Annotated in this window: 17 protein-coding genes; 10 read left to right on the top strand and 7 right to left on the bottom strand. The window is 72.6% G+C overall.

Annotated elements, in window-relative coordinates; genetic code table 11:
* The first annotated feature begins 43 nt into the window (after positions 1 to 43).
* Positions 44 to 1543: a lipase/acyltransferase domain-containing protein gene (locus tag SMIR_RS17685; RefSeq protein ID WP_168493797.1), complete on the top strand. Its 1500-nt coding sequence runs from the start codon at positions 44 to 46 to the stop codon at positions 1541 to 1543.
* Positions 1544 to 1650: 107 nt separating this feature from the next.
* On the top strand, positions 1651 to 3186 hold the full coding sequence (locus tag SMIR_RS17680; protein WP_168493799.1) for a serine/threonine-protein kinase: 1536 nt from the start codon (positions 1651 to 1653) through the stop codon (positions 3184 to 3186).
* Positions 3187 to 3254: 68 nt separating this feature from the next.
* Here the strand turns inward: SMIR_RS17680 and SMIR_RS17675 are convergent, their stop codons facing one another.
* Positions 3255 to 3791, bottom strand: a complete 537-nt coding sequence (locus tag SMIR_RS17675; RefSeq protein ID WP_248003023.1) for a universal stress protein — start codon at positions 3789 to 3791, stop codon at positions 3255 to 3257.
* Between the two features lie 823 nt (positions 3792 to 4614).
* Here SMIR_RS17675 and SMIR_RS17670 point away from each other — a divergent pair.
* From SMIR_RS17670 to SMIR_RS17650, 5 genes are read left to right on the top strand one after another with little or no spacing between them, the layout of a single operon-like run.
* Positions 4615 to 4926, top strand: a complete 312-nt coding sequence (locus tag SMIR_RS17670) for an SAV_915 family protein (RefSeq protein ID WP_248003024.1) — start codon at positions 4615 to 4617, stop codon at positions 4924 to 4926.
* Complete coding sequence (locus SMIR_RS17665; RefSeq protein ID WP_101399342.1) at positions 4926 to 5228, top strand: DUF6317 family protein; 303 nt, start codon at positions 4926 to 4928, stop codon at positions 5226 to 5228. Before SMIR_RS17670 ends, SMIR_RS17665 begins: the two co-directional genes overlap by 1 nt.
* Positions 5228 to 6502 carry a WXG100 family type VII secretion target gene (locus SMIR_RS17660; protein ID WP_168493803.1) on the top strand — a complete coding sequence of 425 codons (1275 nt, stop codon included), beginning with the start codon at positions 5228 to 5230 and terminating at the stop codon, positions 6500 to 6502. The genes SMIR_RS17665 and SMIR_RS17660 overlap by 1 nt, the downstream gene beginning before the upstream one ends.
* Entirely contained in the window at positions 6480 to 7016 is a 537-nt protein-coding gene (locus tag SMIR_RS17655; protein ID WP_168493805.1) for a hypothetical protein, read from the top strand. Before SMIR_RS17660 ends, SMIR_RS17655 begins: the two co-directional genes overlap by 23 nt.
* Positions 7013 to 7534 (top strand): hypothetical protein, encoded by a 522-nt coding sequence (locus SMIR_RS17650; protein ID WP_248003025.1) that lies wholly within the window; start codon positions 7013 to 7015, stop codon positions 7532 to 7534. The genes SMIR_RS17655 and SMIR_RS17650 overlap by 4 nt, the downstream gene beginning before the upstream one ends.
* 9 nt (positions 7535 to 7543) lie before the next feature.
* Here SMIR_RS17650 and SMIR_RS17645 read toward each other — a convergent pair whose 3' ends face one another.
* Positions 7544 to 8434, bottom strand: a complete 891-nt coding sequence (locus SMIR_RS17645; RefSeq protein WP_168493807.1) for a Cof-type HAD-IIB family hydrolase — start codon at positions 8432 to 8434, stop codon at positions 7544 to 7546.
* 392 nt (positions 8435 to 8826) lie between these two features.
* On the opposite strand from SMIR_RS17645, the gene SMIR_RS17640 reads away from it, so the two are divergent.
* Positions 8827 to 9618 carry a L,D-transpeptidase family protein gene (locus SMIR_RS17640; protein WP_168493809.1) on the top strand — a complete coding sequence of 264 codons (792 nt, stop codon included), beginning with the start codon at positions 8827 to 8829 and terminating at the stop codon, positions 9616 to 9618.
* A 25-nt stretch (positions 9619 to 9643) separates the two neighbouring features.
* On the opposite strand, the gene SMIR_RS17635 is transcribed toward SMIR_RS17640, so the two are convergent.
* Together SMIR_RS17635 and SMIR_RS17630 are read right to left on the bottom strand one after the other, a co-directional pair.
* On the bottom strand, positions 9644 to 10156 hold the full coding sequence (locus SMIR_RS17635; protein ID WP_168493811.1) for a hypothetical protein: 513 nt from the start codon (positions 10154 to 10156) through the stop codon (positions 9644 to 9646).
* A 198-nt stretch (positions 10157 to 10354) separates the two neighbouring features.
* A complete protein-coding gene (locus tag SMIR_RS17630; RefSeq protein WP_422664443.1) occupies positions 10355 to 11794 on the bottom strand; it encodes a hypothetical protein in 1440 nt (479 codons plus the stop codon).
* Between the two features lie 113 nt (positions 11795 to 11907).
* Here SMIR_RS17630 and SMIR_RS17625 point away from each other — a divergent pair, with 113 nt between their 5' ends.
* Complete coding sequence (locus tag SMIR_RS17625) at positions 11908 to 13146, top strand: molybdopterin-dependent oxidoreductase (protein ID WP_168493813.1); 1239 nt, start codon at positions 11908 to 11910, stop codon at positions 13144 to 13146.
* A gap of 352 nt (positions 13147 to 13498) precedes the next feature.
* Here the strand turns inward: SMIR_RS17625 and SMIR_RS44600 are convergent, their stop codons facing one another.
* Genes SMIR_RS44600 through SMIR_RS17610 form a run of 3 tightly spaced genes read right to left on the bottom strand, consistent with a single transcriptional unit; the run spans position 13499 to position 15776 of the window.
* Positions 13499 to 14341, bottom strand: a complete 843-nt coding sequence (locus SMIR_RS44600; protein WP_168493815.1) for a class I SAM-dependent methyltransferase — start codon at positions 14339 to 14341, stop codon at positions 13499 to 13501.
* The gene (locus SMIR_RS17615) at positions 14338 to 14958 is read right to left on the bottom strand and encodes a TIGR04282 family arsenosugar biosynthesis glycosyltransferase (protein WP_075031714.1); all 621 of its coding nucleotides are present in this window, start codon (positions 14956 to 14958) and stop codon (positions 14338 to 14340) included. The genes SMIR_RS44600 and SMIR_RS17615 overlap by 4 nt, the downstream gene beginning before the upstream one ends.
* A complete protein-coding gene (locus SMIR_RS17610; protein WP_422664442.1) occupies positions 14955 to 15776 on the bottom strand; it encodes a glycosyltransferase family 2 protein in 822 nt (273 codons plus the stop codon). Before SMIR_RS17610 ends, SMIR_RS17615 begins: the two co-directional genes overlap by 4 nt.
* Before the next feature lie 103 nt (positions 15777 to 15879).
* On the opposite strand from SMIR_RS17610, the gene SMIR_RS17605 reads away from it, so the two are divergent.
* Positions 15880 to 16650, top strand: a complete 771-nt coding sequence (locus SMIR_RS17605; protein ID WP_101399360.1) for a response regulator transcription factor — start codon at positions 15880 to 15882, stop codon at positions 16648 to 16650.
* Positions 16651 to 16703: the final 53 nt, after the last annotated feature.

The following is a 16703-nucleotide window of genomic DNA, read 5'->3' as shown; positions in this document are numbered from 1 at the left end:
AAGCCCGCCCGCCCGCCCTCGCATGGTCTCTATTCTTCCCGCCATGACCGAGTCGTCGCAGCCCAATACCGCAGGCCGCCGCCTGGACGAGCGGCCCTACAGCCTCCCCGGCCTCTCTCCGAACACGACGCAGGACGCCGTCGTCGTCGTTCCCGGCATCATGGGGAGCGAGTTGTACGACGCCGAGTCGGGCGACGTCGTCTGGGGCCTCGCGAACGCCGGATGGCTGCTGAAGGCCTGGACGGCGCCCCGGGGCTTACGCGCCCTGCGCCTCACGCCCGACGAACGCGAGGGCCGCCTCGGCCGCATCCGGGCCCGGCGCCTGCTGAGCACCCCCGCCTGGAGCCCGTTCCTGCGCGGCATCGAGCCCTACGGCGACCTGGTCGCGACGGTCACCCGGAGCGTGGCCGACCCTCAGGCCGTGCTGCCCTTCGCCTATGACTGGCGGCTGTCGGTCGCCACGAACGCCCGGTTCCTCGCCGAGGCGGCGCGCGCCCATCTGGAGCGGTGGCGGCGGCACCCCGCACACGCGCTCGCCCGCAAGCACCGGGTCGACGAACGGGAGGGGCGGCTCGTCTTCGTCGCCCACTCCATGGGCGGACTGCTCACCCTCGCCGCTCTCACCGACGGCCCCGACGCCGACCTCGCGGCGGACACCCGTGGGGTGCTCACCCTCGGTACGCCCTTCCAGGGGGCGGTGGCCGCCGCCGCGATCCTCAACACCGGGCAGGGCGCGCCGGTTCCGCTGCCGCACGGCAGGCTCAGGAGACTCGCGTACACCATGCCGGGCCTGCACGACCTGCTCCCGACGTTTCCCTGTCTCGACGAGGGCCTGAACATCCGCCGGCTCAGCCCCACGGACATCGCCGACCTGGGCGGCGACAAGGATCTGGCCGTCGACTCCCAGACCCTGCACGACACCCTGCGCGGGCGGGCGCTGCCCGGGCACCGGGCGCTGGTGGGCATCAGCCAGCCCACACTCCAGTCCCTGACCCTCCGTCAGGGCGTGGTGACCGCCTCCGAGCACTGCTACCGCGAGCACAGCGACGGCGAGTTGATGCGCGACGAGACCGGCGCACCGCGTCGCTTCGACGTGGGCGGCGACGGCACCGTACACAAGGAGTCCGCGACCTCCCCCTTGAACCGCGCCATCGTGCCCCTTGCGCTGCAGCACGGTGCGCTGGCCCAGGGGGAGGCCGCGTTGGAGGCGGTGACCTCGTTCCTGGAGGAGGACGAGCACCTCGGCCCTCCGCAGGCCGGGGCACGGGTCGGCATCGAGGTCCCGGACCTCGTCGCCCCGGGCACGCCCTGGACGGTCCGGGTGCGCGGCGCCGACAGTCCCGCGGGGCTGGACTGCGTGGTCGAGGAGGTGGACGGGGCCTTCGCCGGACCCGCCCGGCTGCACGGCGACGACGACCACCTCGCGGCCCGCGTCACCGTGCCCGCGCCCGGCCTCTACCGGGTCACCCTGGACACGGGCGACCCCACCCAGCTGACCCAACTCGTCCTCGCGGCCCCGGACGAGCGGGGGGACGACGGCTGAGATTCGCCCGCAACCTGCGCCGACTATGGTGTCGACACGAATCGAACGCGAAATGGTTCGAACCGGTCCGGAGCGAGCGGTCCGGAAAGAACGGCAAGGGGCACGCGGTGGCGGACGAGGGGCGGCTGGTCGCCGGGCGCTACCGGCTGATCGAACAGATCGGCCGTGGCGGCATGGGCACGGTGTGGCGTGCCGAGGACGAGGTCCTCAACCGCGAGGTCGCGGTCAAGCGGCTGCATGTCCAGCGGCACCTGACCGACGACGAGCTCGCCACCCTCCACGAACGCACCCGCCGCGAGGCGCGCAGCGCCGCCCGTATCGCCCATCCCCACGTGGTCGTCGTGCACGACGTGGTGGACGACGAGGGGCTGCCCTGCATCGTCATGGAGTACGTGCCCTCCACCACCCTCGCCGCACTGCTCACGGACGGCGGCGCGGTGCCGCCCGCCCACGCCGCCCGGATCGGCCTCGGCATGGTCGCCGCGCTGCGGGCCGCGCACGCCGCCGGGGTGCTGCACCGTGACGTCAAGCCGGGCAACGTCCTGCTCGGCTCCGACGGCCGCGTCGTCCTCACCGACTTCGGCATCGCCATGGCGACCGGCACCTCGACGCTGACCAAGACCGGCGAGATCATCGGCTCGATCGACTACATCGCGCCCGAACGGATGCGGGGCAAGAAGCCCGGACCCGCCGCGGACCTGTGGGCGCTCGGGGCGACCCTCTACCAGTCCGTCGAGGGGCGGCCCCCGTTCCGCAAGGCCACGGCCGTGGAGACGGCGTACGCCATCGCCGTCGACCCGGTCGACCCCATGAAGCAGGCAGGCCCGCTGGAACCCCTCATCGAGGCGCTGCTCGCGAAGGAGCCGGAGGAGCGGCCGTCGGCGGAGGAGGTGGAGCGGGTCCTGAGGGAAGTCGTGTCGGGGGTACCGACGCAGCTGACGCCCACGCGCCCGGTTCCGGCAACGGCGCCGATGTCAACACGGACACCGACACAGTCTCCGCCGACCGCCACGACGGTCGCACCGGCGCGGGAAGACGCACCGCCCCGGGCTCGCGAGCGCCGTGCGGCCGTCTGGAGCGCGCTGGCCGTGGTGCTGGCGGCCGCGACGGTGGCGGCCGGGTGGTCCCTGACCCGGGACGGCAAGAGCGGCAACCACCACAAAGCCGCCGCGTCCGCCGCCACTTCTGCGCCACCGGCCGTTCCCGCGGGCTACCACCTGGTCACGGAAAAGAAACTGGGCGTGTCCTTCCCGGTCCCGGACGGCTGGAAGCGCGGCAAGGCGACCTCCGAACAGGTCACCTACGCCGACGAGACGGGTCTCGTGGGCCTCACGATCGGCATGGTCGAGCCGGCGGGTGCGAACCCCGAGTCGCACTTCACGAACATCGAGGCGAACACCAAGCTCAACTACCCCTCCTCGTACCGGAAACTGCGTATGCAGCGCACCACGTTCCAGGAGAAGCCCGCGGCCGTGTGGGAGTTCACCTTCAAGGGCAGGGTCCGGGCGTTCCGCGCGATCGACCTGGGCTTCGGGCAGGAGGGCGGCCGGGAGTACGACATCTACCTCTCGGCCCCGGACCTCAAGTGGGACACCTTCCGCCCGGTCTTCGACACGGTCTCGGCGGGCTTCCGCGTCGGCTGAGTCGGGACGGCGGGGCTGGGACGGCGGGGCTGGGACGGCAGATCGGGACAGCGGTTCAGGACAGTGGCTCAGGACCTGCCGTCGGTCAGTTCGCTGGCGTCGAGCGGCAGGCGCATGCTGACCCGGCGGCGTACGGAGGCGAGTTCGCGGTGCAGGGGTGAGCGCGGTACGGCCAGCACCGGGCAGGCGGCGTGCGCGAGGCAGTAGCGCGCGACGGACGGGAACAGTGCCCGGCGCATCCGGCCGCGCCGCCCGCCGCCGATCACCAGGAGGTCGCCGATCCGGTCGGCGGTCCGCACCAGGGCGCGCCCCGGCCGGTCCCACACGACCAGCCCCCGGCACGGCACCCCGGGCCCGTCGGTGCCGAAGGCCGTGCCGAGCGCGGTGAGCAGCCGGTCGTCCGCCATCTGCCGGAACTCGGTCATCGGCGGCGCGAGCATCGAACTCGGGTGGGCGAGCGCGCCGTGCGGCGGTTCCCAGGCACCCACGGCCAGCAGCACGGCGCCGGTGCGGCGCGCCTCGAACGCGCCCCGGTGCAGCGCAGCCAGACTCCCCGGCGAACCGCTCACCCCCACGACGACCCGCCGCCGCTTTCCCTCGCCCATCGCTCGCTCACCCCTCGGCGTACGTCGACACGGGTATCCGCGTTCCATCGAACGCGGGGGGAGGGCGGCGGGCCAGGGTGTTGGCGTTCACCTGACGAGGTCCCGACCGTTCATGACACTTCGGCACACACCTCTGTCCTTGGCCGCTTCGAAGCGACGCCTCTGAAGTGGTGCCTTTGAAGTGATGCCTTTGAAGCAGTTGCTTTAGAGCAACGTCCAAGATCTCGGCCGTTGACGCTCAGGGTCTTCTGCGGATCGCACCATGTCCAGCGACTCGGTCCCGCCGCGCTCGGCGCCCAGCTTCCACTCGGTTGCCAGATCCACACGCTCCTCCCTTCCTGTCACCCCTCCTCGACGGGGAAGCCCCTTCATCTGCTGCACGAGGGAGATGAGAGCTGGGTCACAGCGGCCGTATCGGTTCAGCATGCGGTCGGTATGTGGTCGGTATGCAGTAGGCATGCACTCGGCATGTACACGGCCCGGCAGCCTGACATAGCGGGATTTGCCCTCGGGGTCGGTCGTTAGGGTGAGCGCGCCAAAACGTCCAGCGCAAAGAGCGAAGAGTGAAGAGGTGACGGCGGTGGGGGCGCCGATACGGTCGCACATTTCCGACTTCGCCGAGACCGGGCCACCCGAGCCACCGGCCACGGCCAAGCCGTTATTGAACCCGGAACCTCGTCCGTCGGCCCCGGAACCTCGTCCGTCGAACCCGGAGCCACGTCGTTCGCGCCTGCTCGACTACGCCGAGGCGGAGCCGCCCGTAGGGCCGGACGCGGAAGGACGGCAGGCCCCGAAGCCCGGCGTTCCGGCGTACCACACCCCCGTGTTGGTCCCGGCCCATCCGCGCTATGTCGACGCGCTGGACCCGTCCGGCCGCCCCACCCGCGTGCCCTTCATCGCCTACGAGCTGTTCGAGCACCCCACGGACGGGACCGTGGCCCTCGCCTTCACCACGCCGGCCCGGCTGGTGGCCGCGCTCGGCGAGGCCCAGCCGTGGGTCGCCACGTCGATCGGGCCGCTGGCCGAGGGAGTGCGCGAGCACGGCGTCACCGTCCGCGTCGACCCGCGCGTCGCGCCCGGACACCCCAACTGGCAGTCGGCCGACCTGGCCGCCTACGCACGGGAGGTGCGCTGATGCCGCCCGACTTCAAGGCGGTCCTGAGTGACCTCACCTCGATGTCCAAGACCTTCCACGACGAGGCCACCCACTACCGGAACCTGCACGACCAGGTCGCCCCACCCGTCGTCAGCGGCGGTGACAGCGGCCTCGACCACGCCATCAAGGAGGTCGCCGACCTCATCGTCGCCCTGCACACCGGCTTCGCCGACCGGCTGGACGACCACGGCGACAAGGTGGCGTACGCCCGCGACTCGTTCCAGCGGCACGACATCGACGTACACGGTCTGTTCGAGGACCTGATGGTGGGGGACGGCTGATGGGCGACAGCTGGGTCGGCGGCGACATCGGCGGACTGCGCACGATGGCCGAGACGTACAAGAACGCCAAGAAGAAGCTCGAGGACGTCGTCCGTCCGCTCAGCAGCGCCGTCGAGGAGCTGGTCGGCGACGCGAGCTGGAAGGGCGACGCGGCCGAGACCTTCCGCGCCACCTGGAGCGAGGACGCCCTCACGGCGGGAGCCTTCGCGGGCCTCGTCCACGACGCGGGCGACATCCTCGACACCCTCGTCGGTGCGCTGTCCGCCTGCGAGACCGCCCTGCAGAACGCCGAGCACATCGCCGCGAAGAAGGGCGTACCCATGGGCGCCCAGGGCGCCCCGCTCCAGTTCGTCACGTCCGACCCGCCGAGCGCCGACGAACAGAAGACGATCTCGGCGTTCGGCGAGTACGACAAGGTGCGCACGGAGATTCTGCATACGGCGCAGCACGCGAGGCTGGTCGCGGCGGACAAGTTGCGGGGACTGTACGCACAGGTCACCGCGTCGGTGTCACCGGGCGACAAGATCACCCTTGCCGACATGCTGCGGGGTCTGTACGCGTACGACGCCGAGGACGCCCGAGCCGGTGGCAGGGAGGCCCGCAAGCTGATCGACGGCGCCAAGGACGAGGAGCGGGCAGCCAAGAAGGAACTCCGCGCGGAGCGCAAGGCCTTTCAGAAGGCAGGTCGCTCGCTGCCCAAGGACCTCCCCGCCAAGAGCGCCTACCGCGACGCGATGACGAAGGTCGACTCGCTGGAAGAGGACATCGCCCGCGCCGACCACGGCAGTACCAAGCTCCCCTACGACCGGGCCCTCAACATCAAACTGGCAGACGCCGCCGAGGCGTTGCGCGTCGGCCGAAGCCTCGAAGCGCTGCCGGAGTTCCTCAAGGAGGTCCCGGTGCTGGACGTCGCCGCGGCTGCGGCGTGCGGTTTGGTGGAGGCGAAGGACGACCACGACAAGGGCTGGTCCTGGCAGCACTCCGTCGTCGTCGACGGCGGTGCCGCACTCGGCGGTGTCGCCGTCGGCGCGGGCGTTGTGGCCGCCCTGCCCGTCGAAGGCGCGGTCGCGCTGGCCGGCGTCGGGGTCGTGGCAGCGGTGGGTGCGACCAGTCTCCTCGACCACTCCTTCCACGAGCACTGGAGCGAGGACATCCACGACCACGGCGTAGTCGGTGGTGTGCTGACCGGCACGGGCCACGTCTTCACGGAAACCGGGGACGACGGCGTACGAATGGCGAAGGACATCTGGCATGGCGTCAAGAGCATCTTCTGAGGTTCCCGCCCTCGGGACCCCCGCCCACATTCCGGCCCTGCCCAAGCTCGGGACCACGTGGTACAAGCGCGGCGCGCTCTACTGGCTGTGCCGTGCCCGTACGACGGTCTTCCTGCTGATCGTGATGGCCATGGTCTGCTTCTTCTCGATCAGCCTCTACCAAGGGTTCCGCAGTGAGATGCCGCCCACCGTGCGCACCGTGTGCGACTGGGTACAGGTGGTCGCCGCCTGCGTGGCTCTGGTCTGGGGGTGGGTGAGGCAGCGCCGGGGCCACCGTGAAGGTCTCCTGCACCCGCCCACCCCCGAGCAGACCCGTCAGGCCAAGCGCGCCCACAACCGGCGCGCCCCCGGGCTGGTAGCCGCCGGCCGGGGCCTCGTGATCCTCGCGGCGCCCGTCATGCCGGCGTTCGCCGCGTACATCGTCGGCTGGTTGGTCGCCTGGCTCACCGTGCGTGAGTATCCCAGCGAGGTCGGCGCTCGGCGCTGGTTGCAGGAACACGGATCCTCGGCGTGACCACAAAATCGTCTCTTGGCTCTCCGCCACTCGGAGCCCCCGCCCGCATCCCGGCCCTGCCGGGGCTCGGCACCACCTGGTACCAGCGTGGTGCGCGCTACTGGCTGCGCCGCGCCTCCGGGGCCGTCCTCTGGTTCGCCGTGCTGGCCTTCGCCTGTTACATCGCGCTCGTGCTCTACCAGTCGTTCCGCGGCGACCTGCCGTCAGGCGTGCGCATGGTGTGGGACTGGGCGCAGGTGGCCGCCTCCTGTGTGGCCTTGGTCTGGGGGTGGGTGGTGCAGCGCCGCGGCCACCGCAGGGACCTCCTGGACCCGCCGACCCCCAGCGAGGCCCGCGGCCGCAAGCGTGACCAGACCCGCCGTTCCACGGGGCCGGTCCTCGCCGGCCGCATCCTCTTCCTGATCGCGGCGCCCGTCCTGCCCGCCCTGCTCGCTTACGCCGTCGGCTGGGTCCTCGCCGCGTTCACCGTCCGCGAGTACCCCGGCGAGGTCGGTGCGCGGCGGGTCGTGGAGGGATGATCGGGTGGGTCACATGGGTGGCAGGTGGAGTAGGCGGGTGATCGTGCGCAGGACGCCGTTCTCGTTGTTGGACGGGGCGAGGTGGCGGGCCCGGTCGATGATGGCGGGGTGGGCGTTGGCCATGGCGAAGGACCACTCGGCGGTGTCGAGCATTTCGAGGTCGTTGAGGTAGTCGCCGAACACCATCGTCTGGGCGGGTGTGATGCCCAGGTCGTCCTGGAGACGGCGTACGGCCGCGCCCTTGTCGGCGGTGACGTTCATGATGTCGACCCAGTGTTCGCCGGAGACGACGACCTGGTGGGTCGAGGTGAAGGGGCTCAGGGCCGGGGCGGTGGTCCGCTCCACCGGTCCGAAGTCGAAGAGGGCGACCTTGAGGATCTCGTCGTCGACGGCGGTCGCGTCGGGGACGGGCTGGAGCCGGGTGTAGTACTGCCCGGCCTCGGCCAGGAACGCTTCGTCGGTCCGTTCGACGTACGCGGACCGCTTGCCGCAGACCACCGCGCCGACGTCCACGCCCTCGGCCCGCAGCCCCCGTGTCGTGGTGACGATCCGCGCGGCGACGGACGGGTCCAGCGGGTCGGAGCTGAGCTCCACGCCGTCCCGTACGACGTAGGTGCCGTTCTCGGCGATGAACACCATGCCCTGCCCCGCGTCGGCGAACTCCTTGGCCAGGGTGGCGTACTGACGGCCGCTCGCCGGGCAGAAGAGCACGTCCCGTCGGCGCAGCTCGGCCAGGAGCGACCACAAGCCGTCGGGTATGCGCTTGGCGTCGTCCAGGAGCGTGCCGTCCATGTCGGTGACGATGAGCCGGATGTCGGCGGCTCCTTCCGGGGGCTGGGGCGCGGTGACGGTCAGAGGGGCGGTCGTGGAGGTGGCGGTTGCGGCGTGAGAAAGGGGCATGTTCTTTCCTGTGGCGGGGGCGACGAGCGGCAGTGGAGCCGGCGTGTTCACGGCGTCCCGAACGGGTTCCGGCAGGGCGGGGTGGCCCCCGATGGCGCCGCTGAGCAGCACGAGCTCGGGGTCGAGCCCGTGGTGGCCGGCACGATCTCGTCGGTCACAGCTTGCGGACCGGGGTCATGTCGGGCAGGGCGGCGCCGGCCGTCGCTTGGCGGATCTCCATTTCCGTCACCCTACCCGGGGGATATGAGCAAGGGTTCTCTCCTTACCGAAAGGCGCATTCCGGGCGTATCCGTGCTCGCTTCAGGCTCACGCAGGGTTCCGTCACCGAAGCTGAAACGGTCTGCTGAGCGGAGCTGACCAGTTCCTCACAAGTCACCCCCAGGCTGACGATCATGGCTTCCTTCACCCGTCGCCCGGCCTTCCCCCGACAGCGTCTCCGTACGCCGTTGATCGCCGCCGGGGCTCTGGCCTTGTCCGTCACGCTCGCCGGATGCGCCGGCGTCGGCGCCGAACGGTCCGTCGGCGCTCCCGGTACGACGCAGGCCAGGCCCGGGCGGCCCGCACCGGACGGTGCGGAGTCCGCCGCGCCTGTCGTACCGGCGCGGTTGCCGGGTGTCGGCTCCGCGACGCTGGCCGGGATACCCAGGAACGCGCGGCAGGTCGTTCTGGTCACCGGCCGGGGCAAGGACTCCCCGGTGTCACAGGTGGTGCTGTACCGGCGTACGAGCGCGGGCTGGCAGCCGGGAGCGACCTGGCCGGCCCACAACGCCCTCAAGGGCTGGACGGACGACCATCACGCCGGTGATCTCCGCTCGCCCGTCGGCGTGTTCACCCTCACCGACGCGGGCGGACTCCGGCCCGACCCCGGTGCCAAGCTGCCCTACGACCGGTCGGTCGGGTTCACCATCGCCGGCACGGGCTTCGAGGGGGAGTCGCTGGCCGGCTCCTTCGACTACGTCGTCGCGATCAACTACAACCACGAGCCCGGCACTTCACCCCTCGACTGGACCCGCCCGCTCGGCGCGGGCAGGGGCGGCGGCATCTGGGTGCACGTCGACCACGGGGGCCCCACGCACGGCTGCGTGAGTCTGGCCCAGGAGCACATGAAGGAACTGCTGCGCACGCTGGATCCCGCCCAGCACCCGGTGATCGTCATGGGCGATGCCAAGTCCCTCGCCCGCTGACGACCCTTTGCCCCCGGGGCGCTTGTCAGCGCGAGGATGTCGCCGGACTTGCCGCGGCGGGCTGGGCCGGAAGCCCGGACAGTCCGCCGCCGAGGAGCCCCGTGACCACCCCGACCACCGGCGACAGCAGGCCGGTCACCGTGCCCAGCGCCCCCGTCAGGGCCTTGACCAGCCCGTCGACCGTCGACTGGAGCTGGGTGAGGAGATCCGAGACCGGATCGGCGACCGCGATCCCGGCCCGGTCGGTGACGCCGGGGGCGGCGGTGGGGGCGGTGGCGGTCGTGGCGGACGTGGTGGCGGAGGCCCGCTCCTTCAGCCGCCGCTCCAGGGACGCGTTCGCCGTCTCCAGGACGCGCGCGAAACCGGCGGCCTCGGCCGCGTCGAGACGGCCGCCCCGTTCGGCGACGGCGGACAGTACGTCCAGCAGCGGGTGGAACACGGCGTCGTGGTCGGCCCCGCCGACCGGGCCGCAGACCGGCGCGGCGCCGACCAGGGGTGGCAGGAGGGCTGTGCGGGATCGGGATATGAGGGCACGCATGCGTGGTCCTTTCGTCGGCTGCTTCTTCATGGGCCCACCGTGAGATCCACGACCCCCCGCCGCAACCCGCCCCACGCCCCCGCCGCGCGCCCCGCTCTCTCCCCGGTACGGCGCTGAACAGCACCTTCCCCCGATGTGCCGGGACCGCCCCGGCCCGCCGCCATCCGGCTGAATTGATCACGGTCTCCGCTCCTGGTGTCACCAGCCGGTCAGCAGGAGGTGGTTGAGGAGCAGGGCCAGGGTGGCCTGGGCGGTGAGCCAGGCGCGGGGGCGGGGCAGGAACGCGCAGGTCGGCAGGGACCACATCGCGAACGGCAGCCAGATCCGTTCCGTCTCCGCCTTGCTCATGCCGGAGAGGTCGGCGGCCAGGAGGGCGAGCAGGGCGGCGAGAGCGAGGAGGGCGAGGCGGGGCTCGGGGGAGAGGACGTGGGGGCGGCGGAGGGCGCGGGGACCTTCGCGTACGGCCGTCGCGACCGTTCGGCGCAGGCCCGCCACCGTCGCCGGGCCCACGATCAGCGCCGTACAGGCGAGGTTCGCCCAGACCCAGTAGCCGTACGGCCGTACGCCGCCGACCCCTTCGTAGTAGCGGGTGACCAACAGGCGGTACCCCTCCCACCAGTTGAAGCCGAGCAGCGTGAACAGAAGGGGGACGACGGCCAGTCCGGCGAGGACGTACGGGAGGGGGCGGAGGCGGCGGGAGCCGAGCAGCAGGACGGCGGCGGCGATCACGGCGAACAGCGTCAGGCCGTAGGAGAGGTACGCGGTGAGGCCGAGGAGGAGTCCGGCGGCGAAGCCCGTCGCCCGGGGCCGGGGTCCGGTGACCGCGAGGGCGAGGAGGGCGACGGCCCAGGCGGCGACCGCGGCGAAGTAGCCGTCCGCGGAGGCGCCCACCCACACGGCGGCCGGGGCGAGGACCAGGAAGGGGGCGGCGCGGCGGGCGAGCTCCTCCGCGGCCAGCGCCCGTACGGCGACCAGGACCGCGGCCGGCGCCGCCGCCCCGGCCACGATGCACCACACGCCCGCCCAGCCGCCGCCGGCCAGCCCGGCCCGGTCGAGGAGCACGAAGGTGACGGTGGCCCCCGGCGGGTGGCCGGCGATGTGCGCGGGCCAGGGAGCGGGGGAGTGACTCACGATGTGGTGGGTGAAGTCCCGCAGGGTGGCGGGGATGTCGTGGAAGCGGTCGATGACCGTGAGGTACTCGTTCGTGGCCGTCAGCCGCCCGGCGATCCCCCGCTGCCACCCGTCGACCAGCGCGAGGGAGAACGTCCAGGCGGTGGCGGTGCCCCAGGACGCCCACAGCAGCGCCCGCCACGGCAGACGCCTGGCGAGGAGCGGCCCGTAGGCGACGACGGCGACGGCCACGGCGAGCGCGGCCGGGGTGCCGGGGCCGAGGTGCGGCTCCCACTGGGCGAACAGGGGAGGCCAGCGCACGAAGAGCGTGTGATGGCGGCGTTCGATCGACGTGCCGACCAGCGCGGCCGCCGTGACGAGCAGGGCGGCGGCCAGGACGGCGCCCAGGTCGAGGAGCGGATCCCGGCGCCGGTCGAGCCGTCGACCGTGACACCGGTCGAGGTGAGGAGCGCCGGGGAGATCGCGGGGACCGTCCGGGGGAAGGTCCTGGGGAAGATCGCGGTTCACATCCGCACGCTAGGCCGCGGACCGGCCGCCGGAGGCGCCGCAGGCGTGGACGTCAGAGTTTCGTCATGGTTCGCGGACCCGTTCGGGGGGTGTCGCGGTCCTACGGTCGGAGCATGCCACGGTCTCCCTCCTCCCCCGCGTTCTGGCGCAGCCCCTTGCGCGGCCCCTGGTTCACCTCGGTGCTCGGCGTCGTCCTGCTCGGCGGCATCACCGTGCTGTTCGTGACGGGTCTCGTGTCGTACGCCGCCTACAACCCGAACCTGTCGCCGGTGAACGACATGACCCCGGACAAGGGTCTGCTCGGCTTCTACCTCTTCTCCTGGCCGACGAACCCGTCCTGGCTGTACCGCCTCACCCAGGGCGTCCACGTCACCCTCGGGATCACGCTGATCCCCGTACTGCTGGCGAAGCTGTGGTCGGTCGTGCCGAAGTTGTTCGCGCTGCCGCCCGCCCGGTCGCTCGCGCACGCGCTGGAGCGGATCTCGCTGCTCCTGCTGGTCGGGGGCGCCCTGTTCGAGTTCACCACCGGCGTGCTGAACATCCAGCTCGACTACATCTTCCCCGGCTCCTTCTATCCGCTGCACTTCTACGGGGCCTGGGTGTTCTTCGCCGCGTTCGTGACGCACGCCGTGCTGCGGGTCCCGGCGGCGCTCCGCAATCTGCGCTGCCTCCGGGACGAACGCACCCCGGAAGAAGGGGAGTTGGTCTCACCGGACCCCACCCCGCCCACCGTCTCGCGGCGCGGTGCCCTCGGAGTCGTCGGCGGCGGATCGCTGCTGCTGTTCGCCACGACGGCGGGCCGCAGCTTCGACGAGCCGCTGCGGGAGACGGCCGTACTCGCTCCGCACGGCGGCCCCGAACCGGGCAGCGGACCCGGCGGCTTCCAGATCAACAAGACGGCCGAGGCGGTCGGCATCGACATGCGGGAGACGGCCGAGGAGACGTGGCGGCTGGTCGTCGAGGGGCGCGGGCGCACGGTCCGGCTGAGCCGGGGCGAGCTGCTCGAACTTCCGCTCCACAGCGCCGCGTTGCCCATCGCCTGCGTGGAGGGCTGGTCGACCTCCGACCAGTGGTGGCGGGGCGTACGGCTGCGGGACCTGGCGCGGCTCGTCGGATACGAGGAGGGCGCGGCGCCCGATGTGCTGGTGGAGTCGTTGCAGCGGCACGGGGCGTTCCGGCACGCGGCCCTGCGCTACAACCAGGTGCGCGACCCGCGCTCCCTGTTGGCCCTGTTCGCCAACGGCGAGGACCTGACCCCCGACCACGGCTATCCCGCGCGGATCATCGTCCCCGCGGCGCCCGGCGTGCTCAACACCAAGTGGGTGGCCCGGATGACGTTCGGAGAACTGTGATGCGACGACCTGTGGGGCGACGACCTGTGATGCGACGGCCGTTCGGGAAGCCTGTCCTGGGTGGTCCGCTGCAGATCCTGCTGCCGGCCTGTTCGTTCGCGCTCGCCGGGTACGCCGGGGTGCGGCTGCTCGCAGGGGACTGGTTCGGGGTGGCGCTGTGGTTCGTGGGCGCGGCGGTCCTCCACGACCTGGTGCTCGTCCCGTTGTACGCGGGGGCGGACCGGGCCGTGGCGAGGGGTCTTGGCGCGGTCGGCCGCCGGGAGTGGACGGTCTACGTCCGGTTCCCGGCCGCGTTCTCGGCGCTTCTGCTGCTGATGTGGTTTCCGCTGATCAGCGGGCAGATGGCGGAGCACTACCGGTTGGCCACCGGGCTCCCGGGCGACGACTTCCTGGTCCGCTGGCTGCTGATCACGGCGGTGCTGTTCGGGGGCTCGGCGGCGCTGCTCGTACTGCGGCTGTTGCGGTCGTCCCGGTCATCGCGGTCGTCCGGGCCATCGCATCCGTCGCGGTTGCGCAGGGCGACGAACGAGCGACCCCCGGCCGACCACTGACCCTCCCGGCGCCAGCCCGCGCGTGCCGCGTGCCGGAGCAGCGCCGGGGTGCCGAGGCGGGCCCACGGGAAGGCCGGCCCGTCCGTGCCCCGGGGGTCGGTGACCCGGACGATGTGCACGCTGACCCGTTCGTCGACGTCCACGTCCGCGAGCGTCTCGACGATCAACAGCCCGCCGGGAGCGAGGAGTTGGGTCATCCGGCGGAGCAGGGCGGCCGGGTCGCCGCCGATGCCGACATTGCCGTCGAGGAGGAGCGCGGTGTCCCAGCGGCCCTCACCGGGGAGCGGCTCGAAGACGGAGCGCCGCAGGGCCTGGCCGCCGAGCCGGGCGGTGTGCGCGACGGCCGCCTCGCTGACGTCGATGCCGAGCGCGGGCCGGCCCCGGGCGGCGAGTTCGGCGACGAGCCGCCCCGGCCCGCAGCCCACGTCGAGCACGGTCCCCTCGCAGCGCCCCAGCACGGTCAGGTCCACCGCGTCGGCCCGTGCGCACCAGCGCTCCACCTCCAGGGGCAGCAGCCAGCCGTCGGTGCGCCGGAGGAAGAGCGGGCCCCGGCCGGTGACCAGGGCGTCCGAGTAGGGGTCGGCGGACCAGGGGCGCGGGCCGGGCAGCCCCGGCGGTGTCGTCGTCCCGTGCGCGGTGCTCATCGTCCGGTGGCCGTCCGCAGACGTCCGAGCTCGGCGGCGAAGCGGCTGCCGGGCGGCGCGAGGGCGGCGACCGCCTCCGCGTCGGCGGCCGTGTCGACGTCCCGGAGGCGGGGCAGGTCGCGTACGCGCAGCCCGGCGGCGACGAGCCGCTCCCGCTGCACCGCACCCGTCGTGGGCGTCGACATCGGCACGCCCCGCAGAAGCTCCGGATCGGGGGCGGCGAGCCCGAGGGCCCAGAAGCCGCCGTCCTCGGCCGGGCCGAAGTACGCGTCGCAGCCGGCGAAGTCCACGGTGAGGAGCGCGGGTGTCACCTGCGGTGTGTCCATGCCGATGAGCAGCGCGGGCCCGGCGCAGCCCGCGAAGGCGGCGGCCAGCCGTTCGTCGAGGCCGCCCGCGCACTGCGGTACGACGTCGAAGCCGGCCGGCAGCCAGTCGCCGGCCGCTCCGTCGAGCACGAGCACCCGGCGCCGTGCCGGGGTCGCCGCCACCGTGCGCAGGGTGTCCACGAGGGACGCCTCGGCGAGCAGCGCCGCCTCCCGGGGTGTGAACGGCGGGGTGAGGCGGGTCTTGACCCGTCCCGGCCGTGGTTCCTTGGCGATGACGAGGAGCGTCGTCACTGGCTGGTTCCTCCCTGGGAACGGGAATCCGTGGAGGTGAGGGAAGGGGCGGGGGCGGCGTGGGCGTGGCGGGACGGCACGGGCGGCTCGGCGAGGACGCGGCGCATGTCCCGTACCGCCTGCCAGGTGCCGCGCCAGGTGCCGGTGACCTTGGAGGCGCCGGTGCGCGGCAGATAGGGCACGTCGTGCTCGGTGACGCGCCAGCCGGCGTCGGCGGCGCGCACGACCATCTGGAGCGGGTAGCCGCTGCGGCGGTCGGTGAGGCCGAGGGCGAGCAGCGGTTCGCGGCGGGCGGCACGCAGGGGGCCGAGGTCGTGCAGGCGCAGTCCGGTGCGGCGGCGGAGCATCCGGGCGAGGGCGAGGTTGCCCGCCCGGGCGTGCGCGGGCCAGGCGCCGGGGCCCTGTGGGCGGCGCCGCCCGAGCACGAGGTCGGCCTCGCCGTCCTGTACCTCGCGGACGAAGGGCAGGAGCCTGGCCGGGTCCAGCGAGGCGTCGCAGTCGCAGAAGCACACGATGTCCGCGGTGGCGGCTCGCAGACCGGTGTGGCAGGCGGCGCCGAACCCGCGGCGCGTCTCGCGCACGACGGTCGCCCCGAGGCCGCGGGCCAGTTCCGCCGAGCCGTCCGTGGAGCCGTTGTCCACGACCAGCGCGCGCCACCCGGCGGGGACGCGGGCGAGGACCCAGGGGAGGGCCTCGGCCTCGTTCAGACAGGGGAGGATCACGTCGACCGGACGGGGGAGGACCACGTCGACGGGCGCCGGGTTCGTGTCCGGGGGCTTGTCGGGGTCAGGTTGGGGAGAGGTCGTCACGGCTTTCACCCTACGAACGCGAAAGGGAGATATCGGACTTCGGGTCCTTACGAAACACGGACGTCGCGGCGGGATCGCGGCACGCGGGTGCGGCCGGTGGGACGCTGGATTCATGCAGCAGCCGTACGAATCCGCAGGTACCGGACCTGCCCCGGGCGGGCCCGGGCGGAGCGCCCGCGTCCTCGTCGTCGACGACGATCCCACCGTCGCCGAGGTGGTCTCCGGCTACCTCGACCGCGCCGGGTACGTCGTGGACCGTGCCGCGGACGGACCCGCCGCGCTCGCCCGTGCCGCCGCGCACTGGCCCGACCTGGTGGTGCTGGACCTGATGCTGCCGGGGATGGACGGCCTGGAGGTGTGCCGCAGGATGCGCGGCCACGGTCCCGTTCCGGTCATCATGCTCACCGCCCGCGGTGACGAGGACGATCGGATCCTCGGCCTGGAGGTGGGCGCCGACGACTATGTCACCAAGCCCTTCAGCCCCCGTGAACTGGTCCTGAGGGTGGAGTCGGTACTGCGCCGCAGCCGCCCCGCCGCAGGCGCTCGCCCCCTCCGGCTGGCCGGTCTCGCCGTCGACCCCGACGCCCGCCGCGCCACCAGGAACGGCGAGGATCTCGCCCTCACCATCCGCGAGTTCGACCTGCTCGCGTTCTTCCTCCGCAATCCCGGCCGGGCGTACAGCCGCGAGGACCTGATGCGCGAGGTGTGGGGCTGGGACTTCGGCGACCTGTCGACGGTCACGGTCCACGTGCGCCGGCTGCGGGGCAAGGTCGAGGACGATCCGGGCAGACCGCGGCTGATCCAGACGGTGTGGGGGGTCGGCTACCGCTTCGAGGAGCCCACGCCCGGCGAGGCCCCGACTCCCCGAGAGGAAGCGGTCTGACCATGCGAGCCATGCCCCTCACACACGCCGTGCAAGCCACACACTCCGTGCAA

Origin of the sequence: Streptomyces mirabilis (assembly GCF_018310535.1) — a bacterium.
GTDB lineage: Bacteria > Actinomycetota > Actinomycetes > Streptomycetales > Streptomycetaceae > Streptomyces.
Note: the sequence above shows the minus strand (reverse complement) of the source record. Positions and strands in the feature narration are given on the sequence as shown.

Bases quoted from the DNA above. Each gene is read 5' to 3' on its own strand.
- SMIR_RS17605 (WP_101399360.1), top strand. From the start codon at position 15,880: ATGCAGCAGCCGTACGAATCCGCAGGTACCGGACCTGCCCCGGGCGGG.
- SMIR_RS17640 (WP_168493809.1), top strand. From the start codon at position 8,827: ATGGCTTCCTTCACCCGTCGCCCGGCCTTCCCCCGACAGCGTCTCCGT.
- SMIR_RS17665 (WP_101399342.1), top strand. From the start codon at position 4,926: ATGCCGCCCGACTTCAAGGCGGTCCTGAGTGACCTCACCTCGATGTCC.
- SMIR_RS17675 (WP_248003023.1), bottom strand. From the start codon at position 3,791: ATGGGCGAGGGAAAGCGGCGGCGGGTCGTCGTGGGGGTGAGCGGTTCG.
- SMIR_RS17655 (WP_168493805.1), top strand. From the start codon at position 6,480: ATGGCGTCAAGAGCATCTTCTGAGGTTCCCGCCCTCGGGACCCCCGCC.
- SMIR_RS17685 (WP_168493797.1), top strand. From the start codon at position 44: ATGACCGAGTCGTCGCAGCCCAATACCGCAGGCCGCCGCCTGGACGAG.
- SMIR_RS17645 (WP_168493807.1), bottom strand. From the start codon at position 8,434: ATGCCCCTTTCTCACGCCGCAACCGCCACCTCCACGACCGCCCCTCTG.
- SMIR_RS17635 (WP_168493811.1), bottom strand. From the start codon at position 10,156: ATGCGTGCCCTCATATCCCGATCCCGCACAGCCCTCCTGCCACCCCTG.
- SMIR_RS17625 (WP_168493813.1), top strand. From the start codon at position 11,908: ATGCCACGGTCTCCCTCCTCCCCCGCGTTCTGGCGCAGCCCCTTGCGC.
- SMIR_RS44600 (WP_168493815.1), bottom strand. From the start codon at position 14,341: ATGAGCACCGCGCACGGGACGACGACACCGCCGGGGCTGCCCGGCCCG.
- SMIR_RS17660 (WP_168493803.1), top strand. From the start codon at position 5,228: ATGGGCGACAGCTGGGTCGGCGGCGACATCGGCGGACTGCGCACGATG.